20 protein-coding genes and 1 pseudogene are annotated in these 23,607 nt (G+C 55.2%); 19 read left to right on the top strand and 2 right to left on the bottom strand.

Going from position 1 to position 23,607, the window contains the following annotated elements; all coding sequences use genetic code 11:
- Positions 1–2: 2 nt before the first annotated feature.
- The 19 genes and pseudogenes from ACIQAL_RS22290 to pilV all read left to right on the top strand — a co-directional run.
- The gene (locus ACIQAL_RS22290) at positions 3–1,784 is read left to right on the top strand and encodes a ParB family protein (protein ID WP_401149578.1); all 1,782 of its coding nucleotides are present in this window, start codon (positions 3–5) and stop codon (positions 1,782–1,784) included.
- 34 nt (positions 1,785–1,818) lie between these two features.
- Entirely contained in the window at positions 1,819–2,538 is a 720-nt protein-coding gene (locus ACIQAL_RS22285) for an STY4526/YPO1902 family pathogenicity island replication protein (RefSeq protein ID WP_401149575.1), read from the top strand.
- Entirely contained in the window at positions 2,538–3,908 is a 1,371-nt protein-coding gene (locus tag ACIQAL_RS22280; RefSeq protein WP_401149815.1) for an STY4528 family pathogenicity island replication protein, read from the top strand. Before ACIQAL_RS22285 ends, ACIQAL_RS22280 begins: the two co-directional genes overlap by 1 nt.
- 835 nt (positions 3,909–4,743) lie before the next feature.
- A complete protein-coding gene (locus tag ACIQAL_RS22275; protein WP_401149573.1) occupies positions 4,744–5,523 on the top strand; it encodes a PFL_4669 family integrating conjugative element protein in 780 nt (259 codons plus the stop codon).
- Complete coding sequence (locus ACIQAL_RS22270) at positions 5,520–6,092, top strand: DUF3158 family protein (RefSeq protein ID WP_401149571.1); 573 nt, start codon at positions 5,520–5,522, stop codon at positions 6,090–6,092. The genes ACIQAL_RS22275 and ACIQAL_RS22270 overlap by 4 nt, the downstream gene beginning before the upstream one ends.
- 1 nt (position 6,093) lies before the next feature.
- Positions 6,094–6,549, top strand: coding sequence for a single-stranded DNA-binding protein (locus tag ACIQAL_RS22265; protein WP_401149569.1), 456 nt, complete (start codon positions 6,094–6,096; stop codon positions 6,547–6,549).
- Positions 6,550–6,653: 104 nt separating this feature from the next.
- The gene (locus ACIQAL_RS22260) at positions 6,654–6,878 is read left to right on the top strand and encodes a hypothetical protein (RefSeq protein WP_401149567.1); all 225 of its coding nucleotides are present in this window, start codon (positions 6,654–6,656) and stop codon (positions 6,876–6,878) included.
- Positions 6,879–7,066: 188 nt separating this feature from the next.
- The gene (locus ACIQAL_RS22255; RefSeq protein WP_401149814.1) at positions 7,067–7,246 is read left to right on the top strand and encodes a CrpP family ICE-associated protein; all 180 of its coding nucleotides are present in this window, start codon (positions 7,067–7,069) and stop codon (positions 7,244–7,246) included.
- A gap of 106 nt (positions 7,247–7,352) precedes the next feature.
- Positions 7,353–9,227 (top strand): PcfJ domain-containing protein, encoded by a 1,875-nt coding sequence (locus tag ACIQAL_RS22250; protein WP_401149564.1) that lies wholly within the window; start codon positions 7,353–7,355, stop codon positions 9,225–9,227.
- The gene (locus ACIQAL_RS22245; protein WP_401149561.1) at positions 9,228–11,183 is read left to right on the top strand and encodes a DEAD/DEAH box helicase; all 1,956 of its coding nucleotides are present in this window, start codon (positions 9,228–9,230) and stop codon (positions 11,181–11,183) included.
- 116 nt (positions 11,184–11,299) lie between these two features.
- Positions 11,300–12,490 (top strand): TcpQ domain-containing protein, encoded by a 1,191-nt coding sequence (locus ACIQAL_RS22240; RefSeq protein ID WP_401149813.1) that lies wholly within the window; start codon positions 11,300–11,302, stop codon positions 12,488–12,490.
- A complete protein-coding gene (locus tag ACIQAL_RS22235) occupies positions 12,487–14,313 on the top strand; it encodes a PilN family type IVB pilus formation outer membrane protein (protein WP_401149559.1) in 1,827 nt (608 codons plus the stop codon). Before ACIQAL_RS22240 ends, ACIQAL_RS22235 begins: the two co-directional genes overlap by 4 nt.
- 3 nt (positions 14,314–14,316) lie before the next feature.
- Positions 14,317–15,642, top strand: a complete 1,326-nt coding sequence (gene pilO2 / locus ACIQAL_RS22230) for a type 4b pilus protein PilO2 (protein WP_401149556.1) — start codon at positions 14,317–14,319, stop codon at positions 15,640–15,642.
- Positions 15,632–16,120 carry a type IV pilus biogenesis protein PilP gene (gene pilP / locus ACIQAL_RS22225; RefSeq protein WP_401149553.1) on the top strand — a complete coding sequence of 163 codons (489 nt, stop codon included), beginning with the start codon at positions 15,632–15,634 and terminating at the stop codon, positions 16,118–16,120. The genes pilO2 and pilP overlap by 11 nt, the downstream gene beginning before the upstream one ends.
- A 9-nt stretch (positions 16,121–16,129) precedes the next feature.
- Positions 16,130–17,689 carry a GspE/PulE family protein gene (locus tag ACIQAL_RS22220; protein ID WP_401149551.1) on the top strand — a complete coding sequence of 520 codons (1,560 nt, stop codon included), beginning with the start codon at positions 16,130–16,132 and terminating at the stop codon, positions 17,687–17,689.
- On the top strand, positions 17,686–18,810 hold the full coding sequence (locus tag ACIQAL_RS22215) for a type II secretion system F family protein (RefSeq protein ID WP_401149549.1): 1,125 nt from the start codon (positions 17,686–17,688) through the stop codon (positions 18,808–18,810). Before ACIQAL_RS22220 ends, ACIQAL_RS22215 begins: the two co-directional genes overlap by 4 nt.
- Positions 18,811–18,828: 18 nt before the next feature.
- Positions 18,829–19,350, top strand: coding sequence for a type 4 pilus major pilin (locus tag ACIQAL_RS22210; protein WP_401149547.1), 522 nt, complete (start codon positions 18,829–18,831; stop codon positions 19,348–19,350).
- A 1-nt stretch (position 19,351) separates the two neighbouring features.
- The gene (locus ACIQAL_RS22205) at positions 19,352–20,287 is read left to right on the top strand and encodes an ATPase, T2SS/T4P/T4SS family (protein ID WP_401149545.1); all 936 of its coding nucleotides are present in this window, start codon (positions 19,352–19,354) and stop codon (positions 20,285–20,287) included.
- Positions 20,284–21,333, top strand: a pseudogene (pilV, locus tag ACIQAL_RS22200) (shufflon system plasmid conjugative transfer pilus tip adhesin PilV); the annotation flags it as partial. The gene ACIQAL_RS22205 and the pseudogene pilV, both read left to right, overlap by 4 nt.
- 744 nt (positions 21,334–22,077) lie before the next feature.
- On the opposite strand, the gene ACIQAL_RS22195 reads toward pilV, so the two are convergent.
- Both ACIQAL_RS22195 and ACIQAL_RS22190 read right to left on the bottom strand, forming a co-directional pair.
- Positions 22,078–23,214, bottom strand: a complete 1,137-nt coding sequence (locus ACIQAL_RS22195; protein ID WP_401149543.1) for a tyrosine-type recombinase/integrase — start codon at positions 23,212–23,214, stop codon at positions 22,078–22,080.
- Complete coding sequence (locus ACIQAL_RS22190; RefSeq protein ID WP_401149540.1) at positions 23,189–23,464, bottom strand: helix-turn-helix domain-containing protein; 276 nt, start codon at positions 23,462–23,464, stop codon at positions 23,189–23,191. The genes ACIQAL_RS22195 and ACIQAL_RS22190 overlap by 26 nt, the downstream gene beginning before the upstream one ends.
- Between the last annotated feature and the right edge of the window lie 143 nt (positions 23,465–23,607).

The following is a 23,607-nucleotide window of genomic DNA, read 5'->3' as shown; positions in this document are numbered from 1 at the left end:
TCATGGCAGGCAAATCGATGTCCCCAGAAGAAATTTCTGGAAAATTGTTACAGGGCTCGTTTACGCGACCAGGTCCATCAGTCGAACGCTTGGCAGATCCGATTGCACCTACGGCTATGGTGTTGACGATCGAGGAGATGATCCCTTACGAGCACAACCCTCGGAAGATGACGAACTCGAAATACGAAGAGCTCAAGGCTTCCATCCGCGCTCGCGGTCTCGATCAACCACCACCGGTTACCCGGCGTCCTGGTCAGCTCAAGTACATCATTCGCAACGGAGGAAACACTCGTCTTCAGATTCTCAGAGAACTCTGGAATGAAACCAAAGACGAGCGTTTTTTCAAGATCAACGTGCTGTTCCGCCCTTGGGATAGCGCGAGAGGCGAAATCATCGCCCTGACTGGCCACCTTGCTGAAAACGATTTGCAAGGGCAGCTCATGTTCATTGAGCGGGCTGTAGGGGTGGATCATGCAAGGCAGATATATGAAGAAGAAGCTGGGGAGCCGATTTCACAACGAGAACTGTCCCGTCGATTGGAGGCTGATGGGTACCCGATCTCGCAATCCCACCTCAGTAAGATGCAGGAAGCGATAAGAACACTATTACCGGTGATTCCGACAGCGCTGTATTCCGGCTTAGGCAAGCCTCAGATCGAAAAACTGCTTTCCTTGCGCAAGGGTGCTGCCCTCACTTGGGAGGGGATTTCGCAACAGACAACAAACCCTGTCGATTTTGAGGTCATCTTTCAGGACGTGTTGTGCCAATTCGACAGCGATGCGTCCGAGTTTGTGTTTGAGCGGTTCCAGGATGAACTGATCGGTACGATGAAATCCGGCACGAGGATGACATACGAACAGGTACTGCTCGATATCACCGAGCACCAAGGTCGCGCTCGGCGCTCGGCTCCCTTGGAGGTTTCTGTCTACCAGAATCGGGCTCCGATTCAAACAGAGAGCCATGCAGCCACACCTCCCAATGAACAGGGTTCAGCGGCGCACCTGAATGAGCAAACCAACGATGCAGGAGCTACCAACCAAAGCGGCGCGCCGATTCGCCGCGAACCTTCGAAACAACCCGAGCCCGCTAAAACGCAAAAAATAGACGCGACCTCGACTGCCTCGGAATTACGTACTGAATCCAAACTCAGTCCAGAGGAGCAAGCTGAGCGAATTGCTGGCCATGTTGTGACACCGGTGGCGACGACGAGTCGAGTCCAAGGCATTAAACAGCAGCTAGCAGCGCTGGACGGAGAAACACTCCCAGACTTCAACTCGAATGCCTTGATATCCATCCCAGTGCAAGCAGGCGGGCTCCATCCAATTTCAGACGTCTGGTACATCGAGCGCGAGATTGATTGGCCAACTGAGCTCCGTCGAGTGTCTGCACAACTGGCACGCGAAATCGCTGAGGTTTCCGAGCTTGGGGGATCGTACGTCGTTGAGGTACCTGGCGGCATTGGGTTCATCTGCAACGAACCACCAGAAGAAATGGAACTTAGTCCCATCGCGATCAACACCCTCACACTGTTGCAAGCGCTGAGCGGTGTGTACGCGATAGCGCTGTCTACACCGGATCCAGATCAACCGCTCAACATCTCAGAGTTCGAGTTCACGGCAGCCTTGGGCCAACTGCTTATGGGCCAGCCGGCTTACGACACATGCCCCCCTTCGATGCTTGGCCGCATTTCGGACGCAGCAACGGTAAAGCTGTTTCGGCTGATTCGCCTCGGCCGTCGCCTGGTCGAGTTGGAATCGAAAGACGCGAGCGAACCCAGACCATGAATATCCGGGCATTGACGTATCGGGGAGAGCTGTCATGGCCAAAAAGCAAAATCCGTTGAATGCAGCGATCATCGATCAGGTACTCCATCAACTACGCAATGGCGAAGTTCGCCGGTGCTTCGAAATGGGGCTTGATCCTGAAATATTGAATCTGCTCCAGATTCCAGGATCTGCGAGCGTGCTGATCAATGCCTCCGTCACGTGGTGCCATGTCGCCGTGGACCAAGAGATGGTCAAGCGCTTGCTCTCTAACAAAGAGCGAAGTGACGAAGAAGCGCGGATCGTACAGCGTGCGCTTCGACTCGGTGCCACGACCCCAATGCTGCAAGAGTTCTTTGGGATGTCTCCCCAAGAAGTCTCGATGCAGCGAATCATGGCTGGTGTGCCAGGAAAGCCAGGACGGAACCGGGATCTACCTGATGACACCCCTCTCTGGCATCGATTCGTGAAACTTATGGAAGAGAACGGTGCAAACCACTTGGACGCCAATGCATTGCTCGACGTTGCAATGCTTCTGACAGAAGAGATCAACGCGCCACTGGATGCCGACACACCAGCCGCAGGAGATCGAATTTCGTTAGGGCTGGTCTGGAGCAAAATTCAGCAATGGCTGAATGAAGGTCTCTACCCAGCAGGACAAGCCCGGAAGCCAGCGAGCCTTGTTCTGTTGAAAAATAACGGCAGGGAAAATTCAGGCCAGGTTAACAAGCAAAAAGGCATTAGTTTGGGCAAGGTAGAAGGCGAACGCATGTGATGAATCAGTCGAGGCGGCCTCTACTCGGCAGAGCAGTCAATGCCGCTGCCGGTGCTTTACAACAGCATGTGCTGCAACAAAACAAAGCCGCAGAGTTACTCAAATCCAGCGCTGCTCAGAGCTCACCGTCTGTCAGAGGCGATGATGAGCAGTACGCTGGGATTGTGTTCAGCGGAAACCCGCACGAAACCGTCCCTCGCCGCTTGTTGCTGGACGACAGGCTATCGCCGCTCGAGCGCAACGCGTGGCAAGTCTTCAGGTTGCTGATCAATAGCGATGGACTCACAGCTTTCCCAACCTATGAGCAACTTCGCCCCTACCTCGGCAGCGAGCCGAGCACGCCGGCATCCAGAGAGACGATCGCCAAAACGCTGACCAAATTGCGATTGACCCGGTGGTTGAGCCTCGGCCGTAGGGTCAGGGATTCGCTCAGTGGCCGCGTACAGGGCAACGTCTACATCCTTCATGACGAGCCAATCGGATGCGCCGAAGCCATGGAGATTGATCGCGACTACATGCTGTTGATAGGCCAGTCTCTGGAACACGCGAACCGTTCGGTAAGACTTCTCGCGGAGCGAGCATTCAATGACGTCGCGTCTGATACGAACCTTCAGACCTCCACGCTTCCATCGCGTTTGGAGGTCATGGAGGAGCGCTTGAGCTATCGAGACATTGCAGATCATCTGCCACCAACAACCGCATTAGAAGCTGAGTTCGGAATCCGAACTCAGATCATTGAAAACACAGAACACCCCAGTTCGGATTCCGAACTCAGCGGTTTAGAGTCGAAAGCTTCTCTCGGGAACCCGAGTTCGGAATCCGAACTCAGACAAAAACTGGCGGATTTGGTCTCAGTTCGGAATCCGAACTCATATAGTACGTATACAAATACAAATACCTCTGTATCTAAAAGCTCTGTACTGCGCGAGCAAGAACCATCAGGTCTGCTGGTCCCTGACCAGTTTCGACGTATGTCTCAAGAGCAGCAGCAGAGAGCCACCACGGCGCTGTCCATGCTCGAAACTCACGTCCAGCAATCTGTCTTGATTCAATGGGGTCATCGAGTGAGCACTGGGACGGTCAAAAACTCATTCGGGTATCTCCTCAGCTGCGTCCAACGGGCGATGAAGGGTGAGTTCAATACGCAGTGGCGAGCTCCATCGGTCCAGGACTCGGGCAGTGCTGTTGCCTCGACATCTGCATCGCAGGTCCGGCCAGACATCAGCCAGACAGGCAGACGCGTTCCGGAACCCAGCTCATCCTCCGCAGGATCTGCACAGCCCGCGAGACCAGAAGCTTCCCTGGAGAACGGGCGAAGCCACATGCTAAGCATTCGGCAAATGGTTGCCCCTAGGATGCCCAAGCCGTGATTTTCGTCAGCCCCTTCCCAACTACGGAGTGTTGCACGGGACTAGCTGGGAGTGTTGCCCCGGGCAACACTCTGGACACAGAAATGAGTTATGCCTTGGGCATAGGTCGAGGTGATTCCGCTGGAATCACTCCGGACACAGATCTGAGCTATGCCACTGACATAGACCAAGGTGATTCCCCGGGAATCTCTCCGGACACAGATCAAGCTATTCCCCGGGAATAGGACGCGGTGATTCCACTGGAATCACTTCGGACACAGATCTGAGCTATGCCTCAGGCATAGGTCGCGGTGATTCCACTGGAATCACTTCGGACACAGATCTGAGCTATGCCACTGACATAGACCAAGGTGATTCCACTGGAATCACTTCGAATACAGATCAAGCTATTCCCCGGAAATAGATCGAGGTGATGCCCCGGGCATCACTCCGGACACAGATCTGAGCTATGCCTCAGGCATAGGTCGCGGTGATTCCACTGGAATCACTTCGGACACAGATCTGAGCTATGCCTCAGGCATAGGTCGCGGTGATTCCACTGGAATCACTTCGGACACAGATCTGAGCTATGCCACTGACATAGACCAAGGTGATTCCACTGGAATCACTTCGCACACAGATCAAGCTATTCCCCGGGAATAGATCGAGGTGATTCCCCGGGAATCACTTCCGACACGGACTCACCCAAGCCATCCAGAGCTCGACCACTCATGACCCCTCCTCTACTTCTCGGGTTTCAAACCATCCGGACATAGAAACGGTTTTCTACTGAAGTAGCAAAACCGGTCCGGCAGTCTTGCCAAGCCCATACACCTATATAGAGGAAGCGCTCAGCATGGCTGACAACTTTCAGGTAAACCTCGGTTCACTGCGTAGCAGCGTCAACCTGACTCTTCATACACACCATGCTTCGCGACTCTGGTTTGGCCGGCAGCGCACCGATGACAAACCCGGGATGATCGGCATGAGTGGGTTCTCCAACCTCCTCGGCCGCATCACTCGTGGAGCTGCTCAGGACGATCCTTATTCAGACTGGTTCATGATCATGATCGAGGAGAAGCTGGCCCAGTCCAAAGAAGAAATGGCCGCCATCGATCAACGCCTGGATCAGGTCATGGCGGCATTACCCAAGATGCTGTCGGTGGGGGAAAACCTATCGGTGCAACCAGCCAAGTTCGATCTGTTTCTCACCAGCCCTCTCGCGTTTCAGGGCATCTACCTTCTGACCGCATATGACGAGCTCGTCCGCCGCGTGCTACTCGCTGGTCACGTAGGCATGATCGACAACCATTCCAAGGGGCAGTGGCTTGACGAGGGTGCTGCAATTCTCCGTCGCCTCTACGGACTGGCCCAAAAGTACAAAGGCTTTTCAGGTGCCAGTCGTGATGACTTTGCAGCAAATAATGCCCGTGCTCAGAATGCACGGGAGATGTACGCGTTTGCCGGCGATCTCCCACAAGACATATTGGAAGGAACACGACGGGCCGCATTCGCACCTCAGATCAATCGTCCGTCGTCGCTGACCAGCCTGCTCGGGGCTGACGACGACTATGAAAGCAGCGATGCGCATGACGATGAAGATGAGCCATGGCAGAGCGGCGCGGCTGATCAATGAGTACCTCCAGTTCTCACACATCAGCTCCAGCGGGCCAGCAACACAGCGCCTTCGAACCGCTGCAACACGAGGCCTTCATCAGCTTGCAACACGCACCCTCCCTAAAAGGCCTTTTGAAACCTTTTAAAGGTAAGGGGGGAATGCTCCAGTTGGCCGAACAGTGCCGCTCTCTTGAAACAGCATTGAATGCGCTGGCCCAGGAAAACATCCATGCCCAGGCCAACCGTTACCCGTTCACTCTTTTGCCCGTGCGTATGACGCTTCAACGCGCAGCCTCCGGAACAGTGTTCTTGCGCTGGCAGGACACAGGTACACGAATGATGGGCGTGGGCGTGTGGACGAACATCTTTCAAGCGTCAAAGACTCCCGACTTCTTACTCCATGACCTGCACCAGATGGAGCTCCAACGCATCGCCTTAAACATGCAAATCAGCCTGGTCCACACCATTGGCCGACAGGCCACTGAATGCGCTGAAAAAATGGCCCAGGCCGATGCCGTGTACGCACAACGGCTGGACCAGATTTCAAATTCCTGCGGCGAGTCGCCGCATCACCCGAAGGAGGCCTGATATGGGCACAGCAGTAGAATGGGAAGGCAACATCGGCTCAGCACCTGAGTTCAAAGAGTTCGCAAACGGCAACAAAGACCCACGACGGCTGCTCCGGCTCAACGTCTACTTCGACAACTCGATCCCGAAAGGCGACGGCTCAGGTTTCGAAGATCGTGGCGGATTTTGGGCCAACGTTGAGTGGTGGCATCAAGATGCAGAGCGCTACAGCAAGCTGTATCAGAAAGGCATGCGGGTAATGATCCAAGGCCGAGCCGTGATGGATTCATGGATCAAAGACGGTGATGAAATGTCTGCCATGAAAGTTCAGGCCAGTCGTATCGCGATTCTCCCGCATCGGGTGTCCGCGGTGACAATGACACCGTCACAGAACTCCCAAGCCTCCAATCAATCACAGCCACCACTGCATGCAGCGAGCGACTACGTCGTGGAGTTCGACGAAGACATCCCGGTGTGAATCAGGATAAAAAAAATCGCCCCTCAGCGTGACTCTCCCGGGCTAAAAAAATTTTCAGCGTCAATCCCCTGGCCCGGGAAAACTCCAATATGTGGAGAACAGCAATGAGCAAATTCATGACGTATGTGATCCGCATGCCGGTATCGGAGGCGGCAAGAGCAGCGCTTTCAAACGGAGTCATCCGTTCGGTTGTCACCAACGGCGGTCAGATAACCGGCCAATCACCAATCGATCACATCACGCTTTCCGAACACCTTGAGTCAAGGCTTGAAATTTGGGATGCCGACGAGGCGCGCAGTGAGGTCGCAACGATCTCTGAACTGCTGTAGGTCCGGGCTTCAAAAAACGCGCCCATACGTGAAGTTGTTGAAAAAAACGGTACTCTTCTTCGGCACTCAGTCGCTCAAAAGACCAGAATTCACCGATAAAATCGCCGAAAAAATCGCGCCAAAGCGTGAAAATGTCGAGTAAACAATCTCGCTATTCGGAATCTCTCGCAGTGACAAAAACTTCGGATATGAAGACCGACCGACGCCAACTCAATAACGCTCATGCCAGTGTGAGAGCCCTTGGCGCAAAAGCGGCGCGGGACGGCTTCCCTATCCATTCTTGTCCCTACAACCATGCAGCGATGCGCGCATCGTGGCTAAAGGGGTTTGCCCAGGAGCAACAGCTTGAGCTTGATCTGGGCATCTGAAGCGCCGTCTGCGCAACTCAAGACAATGGTAGTTACGGTTTACGGTGGAATCTACCGCGTGTGACTTGAGAATTTGGGCTCTGTGTCCGTAAGAGCCTGATCGTCGATGAACGCGCCACTACTGGAGATGGCCGAGGCCACCCCACTCCTGTACAAACTCACCAAATTCTCCGAGCGTCAGCAAGCGGTCGCTGGGACATGGGCCACGCACTTCAGCCTCAGTGGGCTACAACGTACCAGATTTATGGTCGAGTACCTGACCAGCATCACCAGTCGTCGGATCTGGTGTGTCCAATTGAATGACACCAATGAAGGAACGCCCGCACTGCTCCGATTCGGAGACCTCGTGCAGTACTTCGACGGGAAAGTGATCCATGCTCGCATAAGCGACCGCTCCCACAGAGTGCCCAACCGACCTCCAACCCCTGACGCCGCAGGCAAGCTCCTTAGGCGACTTGAGCTGGATCGATGGACTGGCAAATCTGCGCTACTCACTACCTTTTGCGAAAAGGCTAGAGGGTATGCGTTACAAGAAGCCATGAAAGACCTTGGATCTTTCGGGCTTTCTTACACCGTATCGAGGGAGGGCCGTAACAATCGCTTTTTTGGCCCGCGCATGAGGTTCTATCTCTCGCATATGGGCGGAACTCTAAAGCGGTTCTGCAGCGTTCTGGATCAGGGGCTACTTCACGCGATCAGATCAGTGCAGTGTCCATCACCACAACTCTACAACTGGCTCGCAACAGGCAACACGCTCCGTCGATTGCAGGCACTGAAAGCGCAGCCGGTACTGGTGCCTCTGATCGTGTTATCTGAGGAACTGCCACAAGGATGCTATGTGTCCCGCAATCCCCTCCCGGACGGGCTACAGAAGCATATCGCGTATCTCAAAAGGCCCTATGAACACCAATACAACATGGACGGTTTCCACCTTCTCGGTCGGATAGTAGATGCGGGGCTTCCATTGACTGATGTACTCGCGTGGATGCTGGAGACGCCGGTTAGTGCGATTCGATACCTGGGCCAACAGCGCGTATATGACACAGGCAGTGCTCTCACTCGATTCAAGCTCGAAGGCTTCAACAGTGGCTGGCACATGCTGGTAACAGGCGCTCAGCTAGGAAACCGCCGGCCATGCACCAAGAAGCAATGGCAGTCGTTCTCGTACCTTTACGAGTCAATTCCATGGGAAGCACGGTCAGCTCTACGCGACATGAATCGCATGATCAAAGGCTGGCCTACCGACTGGGCACATCCGTCTTGGCCTGCGCACAGGGCGAGCATCCAGGATATCAAAGAGCTGTTCACCAATCTCAACCGAGGTGAGCACCCCGACCTCATGGCGACCTCAGCCAGATTTAAGGCGTTTATTTCATCACTGACAGGCAATGAAATCGCCAGTCTCGTGGATTCCTTCCACCAGGCACTGGCCCAGATCCGCGAAGATTTCGAGAAGGCGAATCCACTGTCTGATTCCGATTCACAAACTCAGTGGCCAGGCTTGCTCCAACAAGGTGCGATCACCACTCCCGAGGGCCTTGAAATCGTAGAGCTCAACTGCCCCGCCGATCTCACAGTAGAAAGCAGGACACTGCACCACTGCATCGATACCTACGACTTCAGGGGCTACAAGGGACTCTGCCGATTGCTATCCGTGCGCGACCAAGGCCGACCGCTCGCTTCGGTTGAAGTGGTTCTTGAAAGACGCCCCAATGAAAAAAACGACATCCCGTGGTCCGTCAGGCATCTCGTGACAGAGCAGATCCGGGGGTTGCGTAACGCCATTCCAAACTCGGCTTCTGCAGAGAGTAGAGCTTATGACTGGTTCATCATGCAGGTCCAAGCCGGCCGGATCCCAGTCAACCTCCAATGGCCCGATCAGACCCAAACGATGAAGCGCTACGCCGACGCAACGGACAGCATCAGGCACTCGCAAGCCGTCGCGAAGTGGATCGACGACTACATGAAGCGGGGTTGCTAAATGGCCCAGCCACGCTTGATGAATCGGCGTCCAGCACTGTTGCGCAAGGTAGTGTTCGACGGCTACGACTTCGGACTCTCATTGAGTTACGTGGAGGGTGCAAACCGATTATTGCTTCGACGGGGTGGCTTTTTTATCCGCAGAGCAGACCACCCGCTGGTTCAGTTTTGGCGGGTACCAGCTACCAAGCTGCTGGATGATCTGGATGTCCTGTTCAGCGAACTGGTCGAACTTGCTGACGGCAAATTCACCGAGAGTTGGCCAACCTTCAGAGAGAAGATTGAGAAAGCTCAAGGAGAGGTGGATCGCAGTGCATTCGTTTGGGGGATGAAACTCAGACTGGCGCCGCTCGTTGAAGGTGGCGTGCTGCTGTCAGGAGACTTTCATCCAGGCTCTGTGGCCGTCTCCAAACGTATGCGGGGGACTTACCTCACTGCGAGCCGTTCATGGCGCATCCATGCGTCACCAGAGGTTGTGCGCAGCAATCTGATTCTCGAGATTGGCATGACCGAAGACCAGTTCGAGCTACTGGATACGCTTCAAGAGCTTTTAAGCGACGGTTCCATCGCTCAAGCATCTGACGTCGTGAGAATGCAGCTGGGCGGCCAGGCGCCAGAAGCAGGCCCAAAATCGGAATCAAACGACGGTGAAGCTGACGTCTATCTGGCGTCCATACCCTCAATTCGCCTAACTGAACTCACGGAGGAATTCATTGATCACGCGCTGCAACAACATTCGCTGATGGAGCATCAGCCAGCAGGTATCCGACACCTGCTACAGCGCACAAGCGCACTACTCGCAGACGACATGGGCTTGGGCAAAACCCGGCAAGCGATCATTGCGGCTGCCATTCGAGCGCAAGGAAAACCGATTTTGGTGATCGTGCTCACGAGCCTGATCATCAACTGGCAACGCGAAATTCAAACTGTTTTCCCAGACGCGCTTATCGCGCTGCAAAAACATGATCCGGGTTGTCAGTGGGTCATAGTCAACTACGAAAGACTCGGAGATTTCGTTCAGTTCGGAAGCCATTTTGCTGTGATGATCGTCGACGAAGCACACAGGCTTAAAGAACCAACCGCAGCATGGACACGCCACGGATTCGACATCGCGGCAAATGTGCCGAATCGATACTTGCTGACAGGCACGCCGGTGCTGAACCGGGAGTCGGAGCTACACACGCTGCTGCGGCTTTCAGGGCATCCGATAGGCCAACTCCCGCTGCGTGAATTTTGTGAGCGATTTGCCGGTAACCCCGATTTTCGCCAGACGCTACGTTCCCAAATTTCCGATTGGATGATGCGTCGTCGCAAAGACGTACTGCCCAACCTCAAGGGTAAGCAGCGGCAAACCGTCTCGGTGGTGCTGACAACTGATGAGCGCAAGGAATACAACGAGATTTTGCGCAGCGATCGACACACGTTCGCACGGCTCGGGGCACTACGTCAGATGCTGGAGCGGATCAAAGTCCGAGTCATCGTGGATTTGATTTCAGAGCTGGACGTCGAGGACAAAGCCATCCTGTTTTGCGAACACAAGGAAACAGTATTCGAACTCGACGATCGCCTCTCGGCAGCAGGCCTTGAATGCGTGACGTTGGTGGGGAGTGACACACCCAAGAAGCGTCAAAAATCGATTGACCGGTTTCAGCAGGATCCTGATGTGCGCTTTTTCATCGGAACCACATCAGCCGCTGGTACGGGCAACAATCTCACGGCGGCAAATTACGTATTTTTTCTCGGACTGCCGTGGACTCCTGGTCTGCAAGATCAAGCCGAGGACCGGGCATTCAGGAACGGTCAATTACGCGCTGTCTTCGTCAAGATTCCACTGGTTGAGGATTCTATCGACCAGCAGCTCTGGCAGATGCTGCAAAGCAAACGATCGCTGGCTCAGGATCTGATCGAGCCCGATCCGATAGCAGCCAGCAGGGAAGCGCTCGCTGCCATTATCTGACTTGGGTTTGAGCCAGGTGCAGCGCAAACCCCAGCCAAACTGATAAGGGTTTGCCGCTGATTTGTGAGCCATGTGCTGGCACCGTGATCCCATCACGAAATGGGGCCATGCCATACATGATCAGGCAGCTGACAACACTTTCCATGCTCGCGCTGGTCGCTGGCTGCATGCAGCAGGAGGTCAAACCGATCAAACCTGCTATCGATAGCAGTCGTAACCCCGAGATCCTATCACCTGATTTGTACCCAAACGGCTCAAAGCCTGAGGACAATGCCAACGTGCGTTACGGGCGATACACGCTTGTGAACACGGCACCAGAAAACGAACAGCGTGATCTGATGGCCCAGATCATTGATGTGAACATCCCGGGGAATATGCACCCACAAGTGCATGACGCTATGCAATACGTGGTGGACCGTTCTGGCTACTCTCTGTGCCCTGACAGCACCGAGCATGTGAGCATTCTCTACACCCGGCCCTTGCCCGCCGCTCAGTACAAGCTTGGGCCCATGACATTGCGCAATACCCTGCAAGTGCTGGCAGGGCCTGCGTGGCAAGTCAAAGTCAATGAAGTCACCCGCCAGGTCTGTTTCGTGTTACGGGCGGGGTATCAGGTGCCTGATTATCCGAAGCCCCCACCGCCACAGACCACGCCTATCGCGGTGAACGCTCCTAAAGCCACTGATCATGATGTCAGCAGCGTAGCTGTCGTGTCAGTCCCTCCGACGACAGCGGCTGTTACAGTGGCTGCAACCACCGTGCAACCTCCGATTACGAGTGCGACACCCGTCGCGGTAGCCGCAAGCAAGTTGCCCGCTTCTCCGGCGAAGCAGAGCCCACAAGAGCACCTCCCCAGTGCTGTGGCCAAGGATCGGCCATCTCCACTGGCATCTGCAAATGTGACTCAGCCGGCCGCTACAACACGCCCAGCACCGGCCGCCGCCGTCGTTTCGCAACCAGCGACCCGAACGCCCGCAATCGAATCAGCTCGCCTGGCTCAAAATGCAGCTCCTGTCGTCGTTCAACCAGCTCAGCCCCAGGAAGCACCAGCCGAAACGTGGGATGCAGCTGTCGGAAGCACGTTGCGCCAGACAGTGGAAGCTTGGGCGAAGAAAGCTGATTGGCAACTGATCTGGGCACAGCCAGATCTGGATTACCCGATTGAAGCAGCCCTGCATTTTCGTGGCAGCTTCGCTGAAGCCATTTCCCAAATTTTTCCTCTGTACGACGGTGCCCGCCGATCATTCGCAGTCGACGGCAACACTTCGCAGAGGATCGTTCACGTATCCGAGAGGAAAAAGCTATGACAGCGCTCCTGAAGTTTGGGGGCCTGTCACTGGTCCTGATGCTGGTCACCAGTTGCTCGGTGCAACGAGTCAACGACTCGGCTCAACGGGCTGAGAATGCAGCTGATCGAGCGTCTGACTATGCAGCAATCGTTCGTAACCAACAGCAGACTCCGCCTCGGGACACAGTCGTGTTCAGCGACAAACCGTGGGTTTCGACCCAACCTATCGTTGCCAAACGAGGTTTGCCGATCGCACTGGACTGTGACCTGGTCTATCGGCCAGCCACCAGCGTCGGCATCAACGACATCGCTCAGTACATTACCAAGCAATGTGGCATCAACGTTCTGGTGTCCCCTGAAGCCGTCAACCCTCGCCTGTTGATGGCCCAGGCTTCTGGTGCAGCCAATAGCAGTGCTCCGGGCTCCGGCAATCCGGATAGCCTCGCAGGGCTGATGCCCGCAGGAATCATCAGTGGCCCAGGGCCGTCAGGCACATACAGCCCACAAAGCCTCGACGCGCCAAGCACGAGCTCCGGTAGCCTTATCAGCGGGATCAAATACACCGGCAAGGCCTCCGGCCTGCTGGATTTAGGTACAGCCCGACTGGGGCTTTCATGGCAGTTTTCCGCGGCGGAACACGCGATCCGCGTGAACTACTTCGATACCAAAGTCTTCGACGTGTACGCATTTGGTGACAAGCAGACGATTGAAAGCACCGTGCGATCGGGGATGAACACATCCTCCGGTACAGGCTCTGGGACAAGCGGCAGTTCCGGAGGAGACTCGAGCAATTCGAGCTCCGGATCATCAGGATCTGGCTCCGGCGTTTCAGGCCAGTCCGGGAGTAACCAGAGCACCAAGAGCGTATTGGAGTCCTCGATAATGGCGGACATCGAGAAAAGCGTACGCGCAATGCTCAGCGTGTCCCCCCCAGGTCGAATGTTCCTGTCCCCGTCAACGGGAACAATCACGGTAACAGACCGCCCCGAAGTGCTGGCCCGTATCGACGATTACGTCAACTCGACCAATCACGCCATCACGCAACAAGTGTTGTTCAACGTCACGGTACTTGAAGTCACGCTTTCCGACAGAGACGACCTGGCACTCAACTGGTCGGCTGTCTACAAGTCGCTTTCAAACAAATGGGGATTGTCGCTTTCCAACTCGGTTGCAGGGATCAGTTCCAGCGCGATCAGTGGGTCTGTCGGCATCGTTGACACTGCCAATTCCGCGTTCGCAGGTTCGAAAGCAATCATTCAGGCACTGTCTGAGCAGGGCCGCGTGTCGAATGTCAGGACGCCATCCGTCACCACCCTCAATTTGCAGCCTGCGCCCATCCAGATCGGTAATGTTCAGGGCTATATCGCTGCAACGACGACCACCAACACCGCACAAGTGGGCTCCAGCACATCACAAACGCCTGCAACGATAACGTCGGGTTTCAACATGACGCTTCTTCCACGCGTCATGAACGAGAACGAAATGCTCGTGAAGATCGATATCAACATGAGCTCCAAACCCGATATCAAGACGTTCGAGAGCAAAGACGGTTCTAGTGCCCAAGTACCTCAGTACGACGCTAAAAGCCTCAGCCCCAAAGTGAAGCTGCGAAGCGGGCAGACGCTGATTCTTTCGGGTTTTGATGAGATGAGCGAGAACACTCTGAAGCAGGGTGTCGGTGACGCCGGATTCATGGGTCTTGGTGGTGCAAAGACCAGAGACACCGAGCACAGCGTGCTGGTGGTTCTGATCACTCCAATCCTCTTGGGAGATGCATCAAACGAGCGTCTCTTTGACGGGTTCGCCTGCCTCGAGCGGATAAAACCGGATTGGGTTGCGTGACAGATGGCCATTCCAATCACTCCACCCAACAAATCCGTCCAGATTCTGACCTACCACGGCAAATCATTCGTGACCGGGCTCTTCTGGCACCCCTTGGGTAGCCTGAACGGCTACATGCGCGAGGCGCGCCAGTTCGGACGCCAGGAAAAGATGGACATCGTGGCCATCCGGCACACTGAGTCGATTATCCAAGCAGGATTTGTCGCTCGCAGCGCAGGTGCCGTCAAAGGCATGTACTCGCTGGCTGCAACGCTGGCAGGGCAGCTAGGGTCGTCCTGGTTTGCCGCATGGAAGCTCAATACAGATGAGGAAAGGTTTGCGCTTGTTGCGGTGTTTGAAGGCGCTGTGATACCGGGCTACGACTTGGTAGGAACAGCAGAAGAGGTCAAGCGTAAGGTCGGCCAGTTGATGAGCCGGCAAATGAAATTTGACCGGACCTATTTGCCGGTCGAATTTGATCCAGAAGCGCAACACCTCAACATCGAGGAGTTGCTGTCTCCAGCAAACCTCAAACGCGAATACCAACTCAGCACTCTTGCATTCGGACTCTCTTCACATGAATTGATGCGCCTGGGCGCACTATGCGGAGTGCTGACTCTATGTCTGATCGGTTGGCAGCAGTGGAGCGCGCACAAGGCTCGCTTGGCACAGGAAGCAGCGATAGCGGCTGAAAAACAGCGACAGGCAGCACTGGAAGCGCTCAATAAGCAGACTCAACAGCAGCAGACAATTCAAGCTCTCGAACATCCTTGGGCGAAGTTGCCGCCTGCTCACGAATTTATCGAGACCTGCAGTGGGGCAATTGATCACCTGGCACTGAGCATCACTGGCTGGCCATTCGCGAGCGCAAAGTGCGAAGGCGAAACCGTCACTGCGACATTCACTCGAGGCGAGACCGCTACATCTGAAGATTTCCTGCGTGCAACGGAAGGCTATTTTTTGGAAGCTCCGATCTTTACCGCAGACGGAAACAGCGCTATCGGCCAGATCAAGCTGAGTTTCTCATTAGCAGGAGATGGACCTCTCCAGGACTCCACAACAGCGCTCAGCCAACTCAGGTCCTGGCTTCACATCCAAAAACTTACACCAACCTTCACCGAACTTGCGGACAAAGCCCCTCAGGTGACGGCCTTACCCGGCCAGCCAGGACCTGCGCCCATGGCGACCCCTGACTGGAGGCACTTCGATGTGAAGTACACCAGCCAACTACCTCCCGCCATCGCGTTGCACGGGGTGCCCGATATCGGACTGCGAATACGCGGGATCGAGACCACGTTACAGAACGACCAACTGAATTGGACCGTCACTGGAGACCTGTATGCGAAATAGCCTTTTGTTGATCACAGCCTTCGGCGCATTCGTCATGCCGGGTCTTGGCACAGCTGCAGGTGAGGCTGGTATGCACGTGGTGAATGTCGGCCAACTCTCCCAGGTTCAGAGCGAAACCATCCTGTTCAAGGCACAGGCTGAAAGAGCCAAGGCGCTCAATTCGATTGAAAGCTCGGCCCCCCAACCCGTGTCTACCGTCGCCTCCGTGCCCTATCAACAATCAACTCGACCTGCGCCCGATCCGGGCAGTCAGCCTCGCACTGAGGGCTTGCCGGTCGTATCGCTCATCTCCGGATCGAGCCGTGCCCCTCAAGCAACTTTGCTGTACAGCAGCGGCTACGAAGTTGAGGCACAGACCATCGGCGCGTCACTACCCGGTGGATTCAAGCTTGCGAGTGTGAGTGTTGATGGTGTGGTCCTGAGCCGAGACGGGAAGCTGTTCCCGCTCGGTTTTTCAAACCATGCCCCGCAACAGTGAGGGGACGAAATGAATACTGCGAGCCAGCTTCAACGTGAAGAAGTACCAGCAAGCGTTATCGAATTCCCGACGCTTAACGTGGTTGAAACAGATCGTCTCCTGACAACTGCCGGCGGACCTTGGGAGATTACCCCGGAACTGCGTCAGCTCTGTGCTCTGACGGCATCCGGCAAACTTTTCATCTCTGCTCACCACGTGAATGACCACTACGTCATGGCATTCATGGATCGCCTGGAACGCGCTGGATTCGAGTACCAGATTCAGAGCGTCACCATGAGTGACGTGAAGGCCTTGTATCAGGCTAACACTGATACCGACGACCTAACCGTCAGCGACATGAGCAAAACCCAAAGACAGCAAGCCGTGATCAAGATCATGGGCCATGCACATGAGAGGAACGCCAGTGACGTCCACTTCGTAGTCGGGCACGAGATCACCCACATTCTGTTCCGTGAACACGGCCTGCTGACGGAATACACCCAGATTCCAAGCTCGATCGGCATCGAGCTGTGCTCGGCGTTGTACAACACCATGTGTGATGTGCAGAAGGATCACTATCAGCCAGCGATACCGCAAGACGCCCGGGTCAGCCGAGCGTTCGTGGACCAGTTGGGGCTCTTCGGCGCTCGGGTCGCGACCCGGCCGCTGGTGGACGGTCCTCTCATGGTTTTGCGTCTTCTGTCTGACGACAAGCGCAAACAGACGCTTGAAGAGCTTGGTTTTTTGCCAGAACAAGTGCGCCTGATGAAGCGGTTCAGAAGCTTGCCGTACGGCGTCATTCTGGTTACAGGCCCGACAGGCTCAGGCAAATCCAAAACTCTGCAAATCACGATCAATCTGATTTCCGCGGAATCACGAGGTACAAAACACATCCTCACCGTTGAGGATCCGCCCGAATACCCATTGATGGCCAACCAGTCTCCGCTGGGGGCCAGTGAGACATGGGACGGCGCTATCACCAACTCAATGCGCCTCGATCCGGACATCCTTATGTACGGCGAGATCCGAGATCTGGCGTCGGCTCAGGCAGCATTTCGCGGGGGCATGACAGGTCACCTGGTCAAAAGTACGCTCCATACCAACAATGCTGTTGGCTCCCTGCAACGGCTCGAGGATATGGGGGTAGATCCAAGCCTTGTGACAGATCCTGCCCTTATGGCCGGGATCATCAACCAATCCTTGCTGCCAGTTCTGTGCGAAAGCTGCCGTGTGCCGGCAACACTGCAACTTGCCACGCTGGACGTCGACCTCGTCGACCGACTGCAGAGGCTCACAGACATCCGGCGGGTGTATCTGGTCGGCAATGGATGTGCGGCATGCCGAGGGCTGGGGGTCACTGACCGTACCGCCGTGGGCGAGGTGCTGCTACCAACCCATAAGTTCATGCAGATCTTTCGCCTCAAAGGCGCAGGCGAAGCACGGAACTACTGGGTCAAGGAGATGGGAGGCATCACCAAAACAGCCCATACGCTGATGAAAGTTTCAGCCGGCCAGATCGATCCTCGGATGGCCGAAACCATCGTCGGACCACTGGACTTTGATCAGTACGTTCTGGAGCGCGATCAATGATTTCGCGCTTGTTCGATGTGTGGTCTTCTCTGGCCGAATCCTGGTATTCCACTCAGTTCGGTGGAAAAGAACGCATCCAGTTCTACGAGAGCATGGTTGCGCTGCTGGAGAACGGCGTCGATATCGACACTGCTCTGGATGAGATCGCAGCGATCTACGGCGGTCGGGACAAAGCCATCACTGCCGGCAAAGGCAAGACGTTCAAGACCTCGAACCATCCGATCGATCTGGCCTGCTCCGGCATGCTGATGAGTGTAAGAAACGGCAAAACATTCGCCTTCAGTTGCAGGACGTGGATGCCCCCGCAAGAGGCATCAATCATCGAGGCCGGTGAAAAATCCGGGAACCTGGAGCAGGCCTTCCGCGACTGCGTACGCATTATCGAGGCGCGCAAACGCATCACCTCCCTCGTGCTCTCGACCACGCTGTATCCAGCGCTACTGTGGGCCTTGATGGCTTACCTGCTACATGTCATTGCTTCTCGCATGGTGCCAGCGATGGCCCGTATGTCGAACCCTGAAGGCTGGAGCGGCGCACCGTATGTGCTGTACCTGATCTCCAGCTTCGTGAATAACTGGGGGGTTATCGCCCTAATTGTTGTGCTGTTGGCCATTGTCATCTCTCTGGTGTCCCTGCCTTATTTTCGAGGTCCGCTTCGGGTGTATCTGGAGCGGATCCCGCCATGGTCCATTTACAAAGCACTCCACGGGTCCACATTCCTTCTCAACATCTCCGTCATGCTCCGATCCAACATCGGTCAGATCGAAGCGCTGGACGCACTCGCCCAAAACGCATCTCCCTGGATGCGTGAGCGGCTCGCAGCGGCGCGCTACGGGGTCAGCATGGGAAAGAACTTCGGGGTGGCCTTGAAGATCGCCGGCCACGACTTTCCGGACAAGATGGCCGTGCAATTTCTTTGCGTTCTCGCAACGCGCCAAGGGTTCTCAGATTCGATTCACCGGTTCAGCAACCGTTGGCTCGACAGTTCCCTAAAACTCGTCGAGCTCTACGCCAAAGGTGTGTTGATGGTCTCGTCAGTGGCCATGGGCTCGTTAATGGTCCTCGTTCTGATCGGCACCTACAGCATGCAATCCAACGTCACCACGACCTTTTCACACTGACCCAAAGAGGTTTTAAACATGCGTCGCAATCAATCAAGGGCTGCACAATCTGGCTTTATCGATCTATCGATGATCTTCGTACTTATCGTCATTGCCGTAGGCGTTGGTTACGCGATGTATAACGGCGGAAGCCTGATGGGTAGCTCCGACGTGAACAACGAGCAATCGAACATCGGCATGCTGATCGCGAACACCCGAAAGCTAAAAGGCAGCACTGGTTACGGCACGTCTGGAACCAGCTTGGTTCCCCAACTGGCCGCCATCAAAGGCCTGCCGAACATGACCTACAGTGGCGGGGCGCTGTACAACGCCTGGGGCGGAACCGTAACGGTGACCTCTGTAGGCAACTCCTTCGCTATTACGGAAAACGGCTTGCCACAGGATGCATGCGTGAGCTTGGGCACGAAGATCGGACGCGGTCAGAAGGTGTCCACCGCCCTCAACGGCGGCACTTCCACAAGTGGTGAAGTCGATGCGGCAACAGCTGCGACCGGTTGCACTGACTCCTCCGCCAACTCTGTCGCATGGACTGTGAACTGAGATGACTGCGATTACCGAGGCCAGTTTTGTGGACCTCTATCTGGGTAATGGCTATAGCGACGTCAAGGGCTTGCACGGTGCGACCGCACGGCGAGTCCCAACTCCTGACGGATGGGAAGCGGACATCGCCCAGCTGCGTGAGCGCTGTATGAAGCACTTCGGCGCGAACAAAGACCCGGAGTTCTCATTGATTGAGGACGGCGTACTGCTCCGGGTTACCCAGTTCGTCGACCCGTTCGGTGAAAACGTGTTCGTGCTTCGAAAATCGAACATCGAGATTCGCGACATCCAGCTTATGGGCTTCCCCAATTCGCTGCTTGACGCCTTGTTGAGTGAGGCCGCACGAGGCTTGGTAGTGATCTGCGGCGATATGGGGGTGGGTAAAACATCAACGGCGGTCGCACTGCTTGTTGCCCGGCTGAAAGCTCACGGTGGGATAGCCATCGCTGCAGAAGATCCCCAGGAAACCAATGTGAGCGGCGTCCACGGGCAGGGACGATGCATACAGATGCAGGTTTCCCGCGCAACCGGCGGCTATGAAGAAAGCCTTACGCGAGCGCTGAGGACGGGGGCCGACATGATCTACGTCGGTGAGATCCGCGATCCTGCCTCTGCCGCGCAAATTGTCCGCGCCTCGATCAACGGCAACTTCATCATCACTACTGGGCACGGAGGTTCAATCTCCGACGTGATCGAGCGCATCGCGTCGCTTGCCGAGCCCTATATCAGCAACGCTCGCGAGATTCTGGCGAAGGGGCTGATCGCGGTCGTTTATCAAAATCTGGAAAACACCGGCAACAAGAAGGTTCTGAAAATCCGGAGCCTCGTCCTGACCAGCGATGACGGGCTGTCGATTCGGGAAAAGATCAGGTCAGGCCACATTCAGCAGATCGAGCACGACGTGGAAAACCAAGCCAAGAGGAGTTTGTGGGGATGATCAAGAACGCACACACCAGATCTCGGGGGTTTGTCTCCATTGAGATAATGTTCACGCTCATCGTGATCGCGATCATGACGTCGATTGGCGTCGCCCTTGAGTCAAAATGGTCGGACTCGCAGAACTATCAGGTCGCCGCTCAACAGCAGCAGGCAGTAGCGGATGCCGCCAGTAAATACCTTAAGGATAATTACTCAGCAGTAGCGACTGCAGCAGCGTCAGCCCCTGTCCAAATCTCAGTCCCAATGTTGCGGACCAGCGGGTATCTGTCATCAGGCTTCTCGGACACGAACGGTTTTGGGCAAACGTTTCTCACGATTGCTCGTAAAGCCGGAACGAACCAACTCGAATCGATCGTCATCACAACGGGCGGCCAAGCAATCGATGAAATAGGAACCCGAGAAATCGCCGAAAACCTCGGAGGATCCGGTGGATTCATTCCTGGAACGAACACTGGCGTTGCTCAAGGCGTTCGCGGTGGCTGGCAGGTCAATCTCGGCAGCTTTGGAATAAGCCCCGGCGTTGGCCACACAGCAAGCGCTTTGTTCCTACAGGACGGCACCTTGGCCAACGATTACCTGTATCGGAACTATATCGCCGGCAAGCCTGAGCTGAACCGCATGAACACCGGGCTCGACATGGGTACGAATGACGTGTCCAACGCCACGAACGTGACCGCACAAGGGCAGGTGCAGGGCGACAAGCTGAAATCAAACAGTCGGACGGAGGTGGGGGAATACATCGACATTCAGAGTGAAGAAGTCGAGGGCACCGCGTGCCCGAAAACAGGGCTCATCTCGAAAAATGCCAAGGGCTTGATACTATCTTGCCAATCCGGTATCTGGACTGCCATGCGCGGCGGAGCGTACGGTGGGACGTTCATGACCAGCTCGAATGCCGGTGATTGCGCTGCACCAAATCCTTATACCAGCGATTGCACGTGCCCGTCGGGTTTTGATGCAGGCAGTGATAAAGGCTGGATCACAACTGCGTCTGGGACTTTTAGCTCTGCCAAGTGTGTAGTTAAAACTAAAAATGTCTATTCCTACACAATCCAGCGGCACGTGAGAATCTATCTGTCTCCTAAAGCCCCTACAACCGTCGACTCAACATGTTACGCCAGCCCATCAGGCTGCGTGTGTCCAGCTGGAACCGTTGCGGCAGCGAGTACAGCAACTTCCTCATACTACACAACCTCAGCGACCTCGATCGTGGACAACAGGCTGGAATATATTAGTTACAGCTGCGTCACAACAACCAGCTAATCCTTATGTTTTGCCCGAAATCAGCCTGTGCTGATACATAGAACCTGTATCTTAGCGGTGCGCTGATCAATGCCTGGATAAGCGAGTGTCTGGTTATCATTAGTCGCCCCGGCAGCTTCCGGCACGCTGCCTGCGGGGCAGGTACAAGGTCCGATATAACAGGATCTGGTTGTAGTAGGCGGGGACGGTTTGTAGATCGTGAGGCTGACCACTTCTTTCAGGTAGTACCAGCTCACCGTTTTCTTGGTGATTTCACAATCAGCAGGAACGTAGTTCAGGTTCTCGGTAACACCGATGCTTCCCCCTGTCGAAGAAGAATATCCACTAGGGCAAGTACATGCCCCCGTCACTGGGTTCGCTAGTGAACACTCACCACCATTGTTCGCATTGGTGAAGTATTTGCCGCCATAGCCACTTCCACGCATGACAGTCCAGATACCGGATTGGCAATGAGGTGTCGGCAATCCTATGGGCCACAGGGGCGCCGCCCCTGATTTACGTTGATACTCTACTGAAATTACGGCTTCAAGCCGCCACCGCCGTCGCTAATGGGTCGATCATAATCACCGCTGATTCATCAACGAGCTCTAAGTACTGGTCAGGAGCAGGTATCGGGCATGCGTCCCGTAGCGACGTCATCAGGCAACGAAGCAGCTTGTCTTGGGCGAGCGCGGTAGCTTGCTCAACCGTTGCCCCACTTGCGCTCACTCCGCTGAAGTCCAGTAGACGGATCGTGACCCCATCGGCGCCCGCGATCACCAAAGCGGGGTATGGGATGAGGTAACTGGCGACAACCTGCTTACCTTTGTGTTTGCCACCTTCGAGCTTGCGAACCAACTTTTGAGCCTTCAGGTGCGTGTATCGCTTGAGCATGCTTAACGATTTGTGACCGCTGATCGCTGCCACTTCCATCATGTCCAAGGTTTGAAGTTCGAAAAGTCGGCTGACAGCCTCGTGGCGAAGGTCATGGAAGTGGAGATCTTTGATGCCCAAACGTTGGATCATGAACCGCCAAGTGGATTTAATACCTGCCGAGGTATAGGTGAAGACCTTTCCCTGCCGGTTGACGCCCATCCGGATCAATGCCTCGCGAGCACGGAGGGAAAGTGGCACATCGCGCCTTGTTCCGTTTTTGGTATCTGGAAGCGCAGCGATGCCAGACTTGAGATTTATGTTTTCCCAGAGCAACCCGAGAATCTCGCCTTGCCGCATTGCTGTTTCTAGGGCTATCACAACTATCGAGTACAGCTCTGGGTTTGAATGGTTGTGGGCGTATCGCAGGATCTGGCGATCCTCTCGTGCAGACAATCGGCGCTCGCGGCCGGGAGGTGATTTGGGCTTGCGAACGTTTTGGACAGGGTTCTGATCCGCCGCTCCCCACTCGATCCTTGCGACATCGAATAGATTGCTGAGCAGAGACATCTCCAAACGCACAGTGGCAGCAGATATCGGCTTTCTGGTTTTGCCATTGAGTTGGCCCAGCCGGGTATCACGATAATCAGCAATGTCGGGACTCGATATCTCTCTTAATGTTTTGAGCGCCATCGATGATCGCTTTAGCTGATCGATCCGGTAGCCCTCTTGCAGGTACCCTTTTTTGGTGATCGATATTTGCAGGCGATATTTGTCGAGCGCGTCAGCGAGAGTTAGATCTTGAGTCATTTTCCCCGTCCAGCGTTGCCTCAACGAGTGTCGACAACTGCGTCAGGGAAACCTGCAGGACCTGACATAGGCGCATGATCGTGTCGAGCGTAGGGGAACGTTTCCCCCGTTCGAGGAGGCTGATAAAAGAACGATCAAAATCAGCCTCAAACCCAAGCTTCTCCTGTGACAAACCCGCGCCCCTTCGCAGATCCGCGAGGACCTGCCCGAACGCAGCATTGTGATCGGCTGAACGAGTGGAAGCTTTCAAGTGAGCGGCCTAAATGAGATGGCCGCGATTGTCGGTTTGATGACTATTGTCGTCAGCGGACTATTGTCTGCAACACGCCCCATTCTGATGCTCAGGGACGCATCTCATGAACTGGTAGGGCTTGAACCCCACAATCCCTCATC

It is taken from the genome of Pseudomonas sp. NPDC088368, from assembly GCF_044753445.1.
Classification (GTDB): domain Bacteria; phylum Pseudomonadota; class Gammaproteobacteria; order Pseudomonadales; family Pseudomonadaceae; genus Aquipseudomonas; species Aquipseudomonas bambusae.
Note: the sequence above shows the minus strand (reverse complement) of the source record. Positions and strands in the feature narration are given on the sequence as shown.

Bases quoted from the DNA above. Each gene is read 5' to 3' on its own strand.
- ACIQAL_RS22275 (WP_401149573.1), top strand. From the start codon at position 4,744: ATGGCTGACAACTTTCAGGTAAACCTCGGTTCACTGCGTAGCAGCGTC.
- ACIQAL_RS22285 (WP_401149575.1), top strand. From the start codon at position 1,819: ATGGCCAAAAAGCAAAATCCGTTGAATGCAGCGATCATCGATCAGGTA.
- ACIQAL_RS22220 (WP_401149551.1), top strand. From the start codon at position 16,130: ATGAATACTGCGAGCCAGCTTCAACGTGAAGAAGTACCAGCAAGCGTT.
- ACIQAL_RS22240 (WP_401149813.1), top strand. From the start codon at position 11,300: ATGATCAGGCAGCTGACAACACTTTCCATGCTCGCGCTGGTCGCTGGC.
- ACIQAL_RS22215 (WP_401149549.1), top strand. From the start codon at position 17,686: ATGATTTCGCGCTTGTTCGATGTGTGGTCTTCTCTGGCCGAATCCTGG.
- ACIQAL_RS22235 (WP_401149559.1), top strand. From the start codon at position 12,487: ATGACAGCGCTCCTGAAGTTTGGGGGCCTGTCACTGGTCCTGATGCTG.
- ACIQAL_RS22290 (WP_401149578.1), top strand. From the start codon at position 3: ATGGCAGGCAAATCGATGTCCCCAGAAGAAATTTCTGGAAAATTGTTA.
- ACIQAL_RS22280 (WP_401149815.1), top strand. From the start codon at position 2,538: ATGAATCAGTCGAGGCGGCCTCTACTCGGCAGAGCAGTCAATGCCGCT.
- ACIQAL_RS22265 (WP_401149569.1), top strand. From the start codon at position 6,094: ATGGGCACAGCAGTAGAATGGGAAGGCAACATCGGCTCAGCACCTGAG.
- ACIQAL_RS22255 (WP_401149814.1), top strand. From the start codon at position 7,067: ATGAAGACCGACCGACGCCAACTCAATAACGCTCATGCCAGTGTGAGA.
- ACIQAL_RS22245 (WP_401149561.1), top strand. From the start codon at position 9,228: ATGGCCCAGCCACGCTTGATGAATCGGCGTCCAGCACTGTTGCGCAAG.
- ACIQAL_RS22270 (WP_401149571.1), top strand. From the start codon at position 5,520: ATGAGTACCTCCAGTTCTCACACATCAGCTCCAGCGGGCCAGCAACAC.
- ACIQAL_RS22250 (WP_401149564.1), top strand. From the start codon at position 7,353: ATGAACGCGCCACTACTGGAGATGGCCGAGGCCACCCCACTCCTGTAC.
- pilO2 (WP_401149556.1), top strand. From the start codon at position 14,317: ATGGCCATTCCAATCACTCCACCCAACAAATCCGTCCAGATTCTGACC.
- ACIQAL_RS22260 (WP_401149567.1), top strand. From the start codon at position 6,654: ATGAGCAAATTCATGACGTATGTGATCCGCATGCCGGTATCGGAGGCG.
- ACIQAL_RS22210 (WP_401149547.1), top strand. From the start codon at position 18,829: ATGCGTCGCAATCAATCAAGGGCTGCACAATCTGGCTTTATCGATCTA.
- ACIQAL_RS22195 (WP_401149543.1), bottom strand. From the start codon at position 23,214: ATGACTCAAGATCTAACTCTCGCTGACGCGCTCGACAAATATCGCCTG.
- pilP (WP_401149553.1), top strand. From the start codon at position 15,632: ATGCGAAATAGCCTTTTGTTGATCACAGCCTTCGGCGCATTCGTCATG.
- ACIQAL_RS22205 (WP_401149545.1), top strand. From the start codon at position 19,352: ATGACTGCGATTACCGAGGCCAGTTTTGTGGACCTCTATCTGGGTAAT.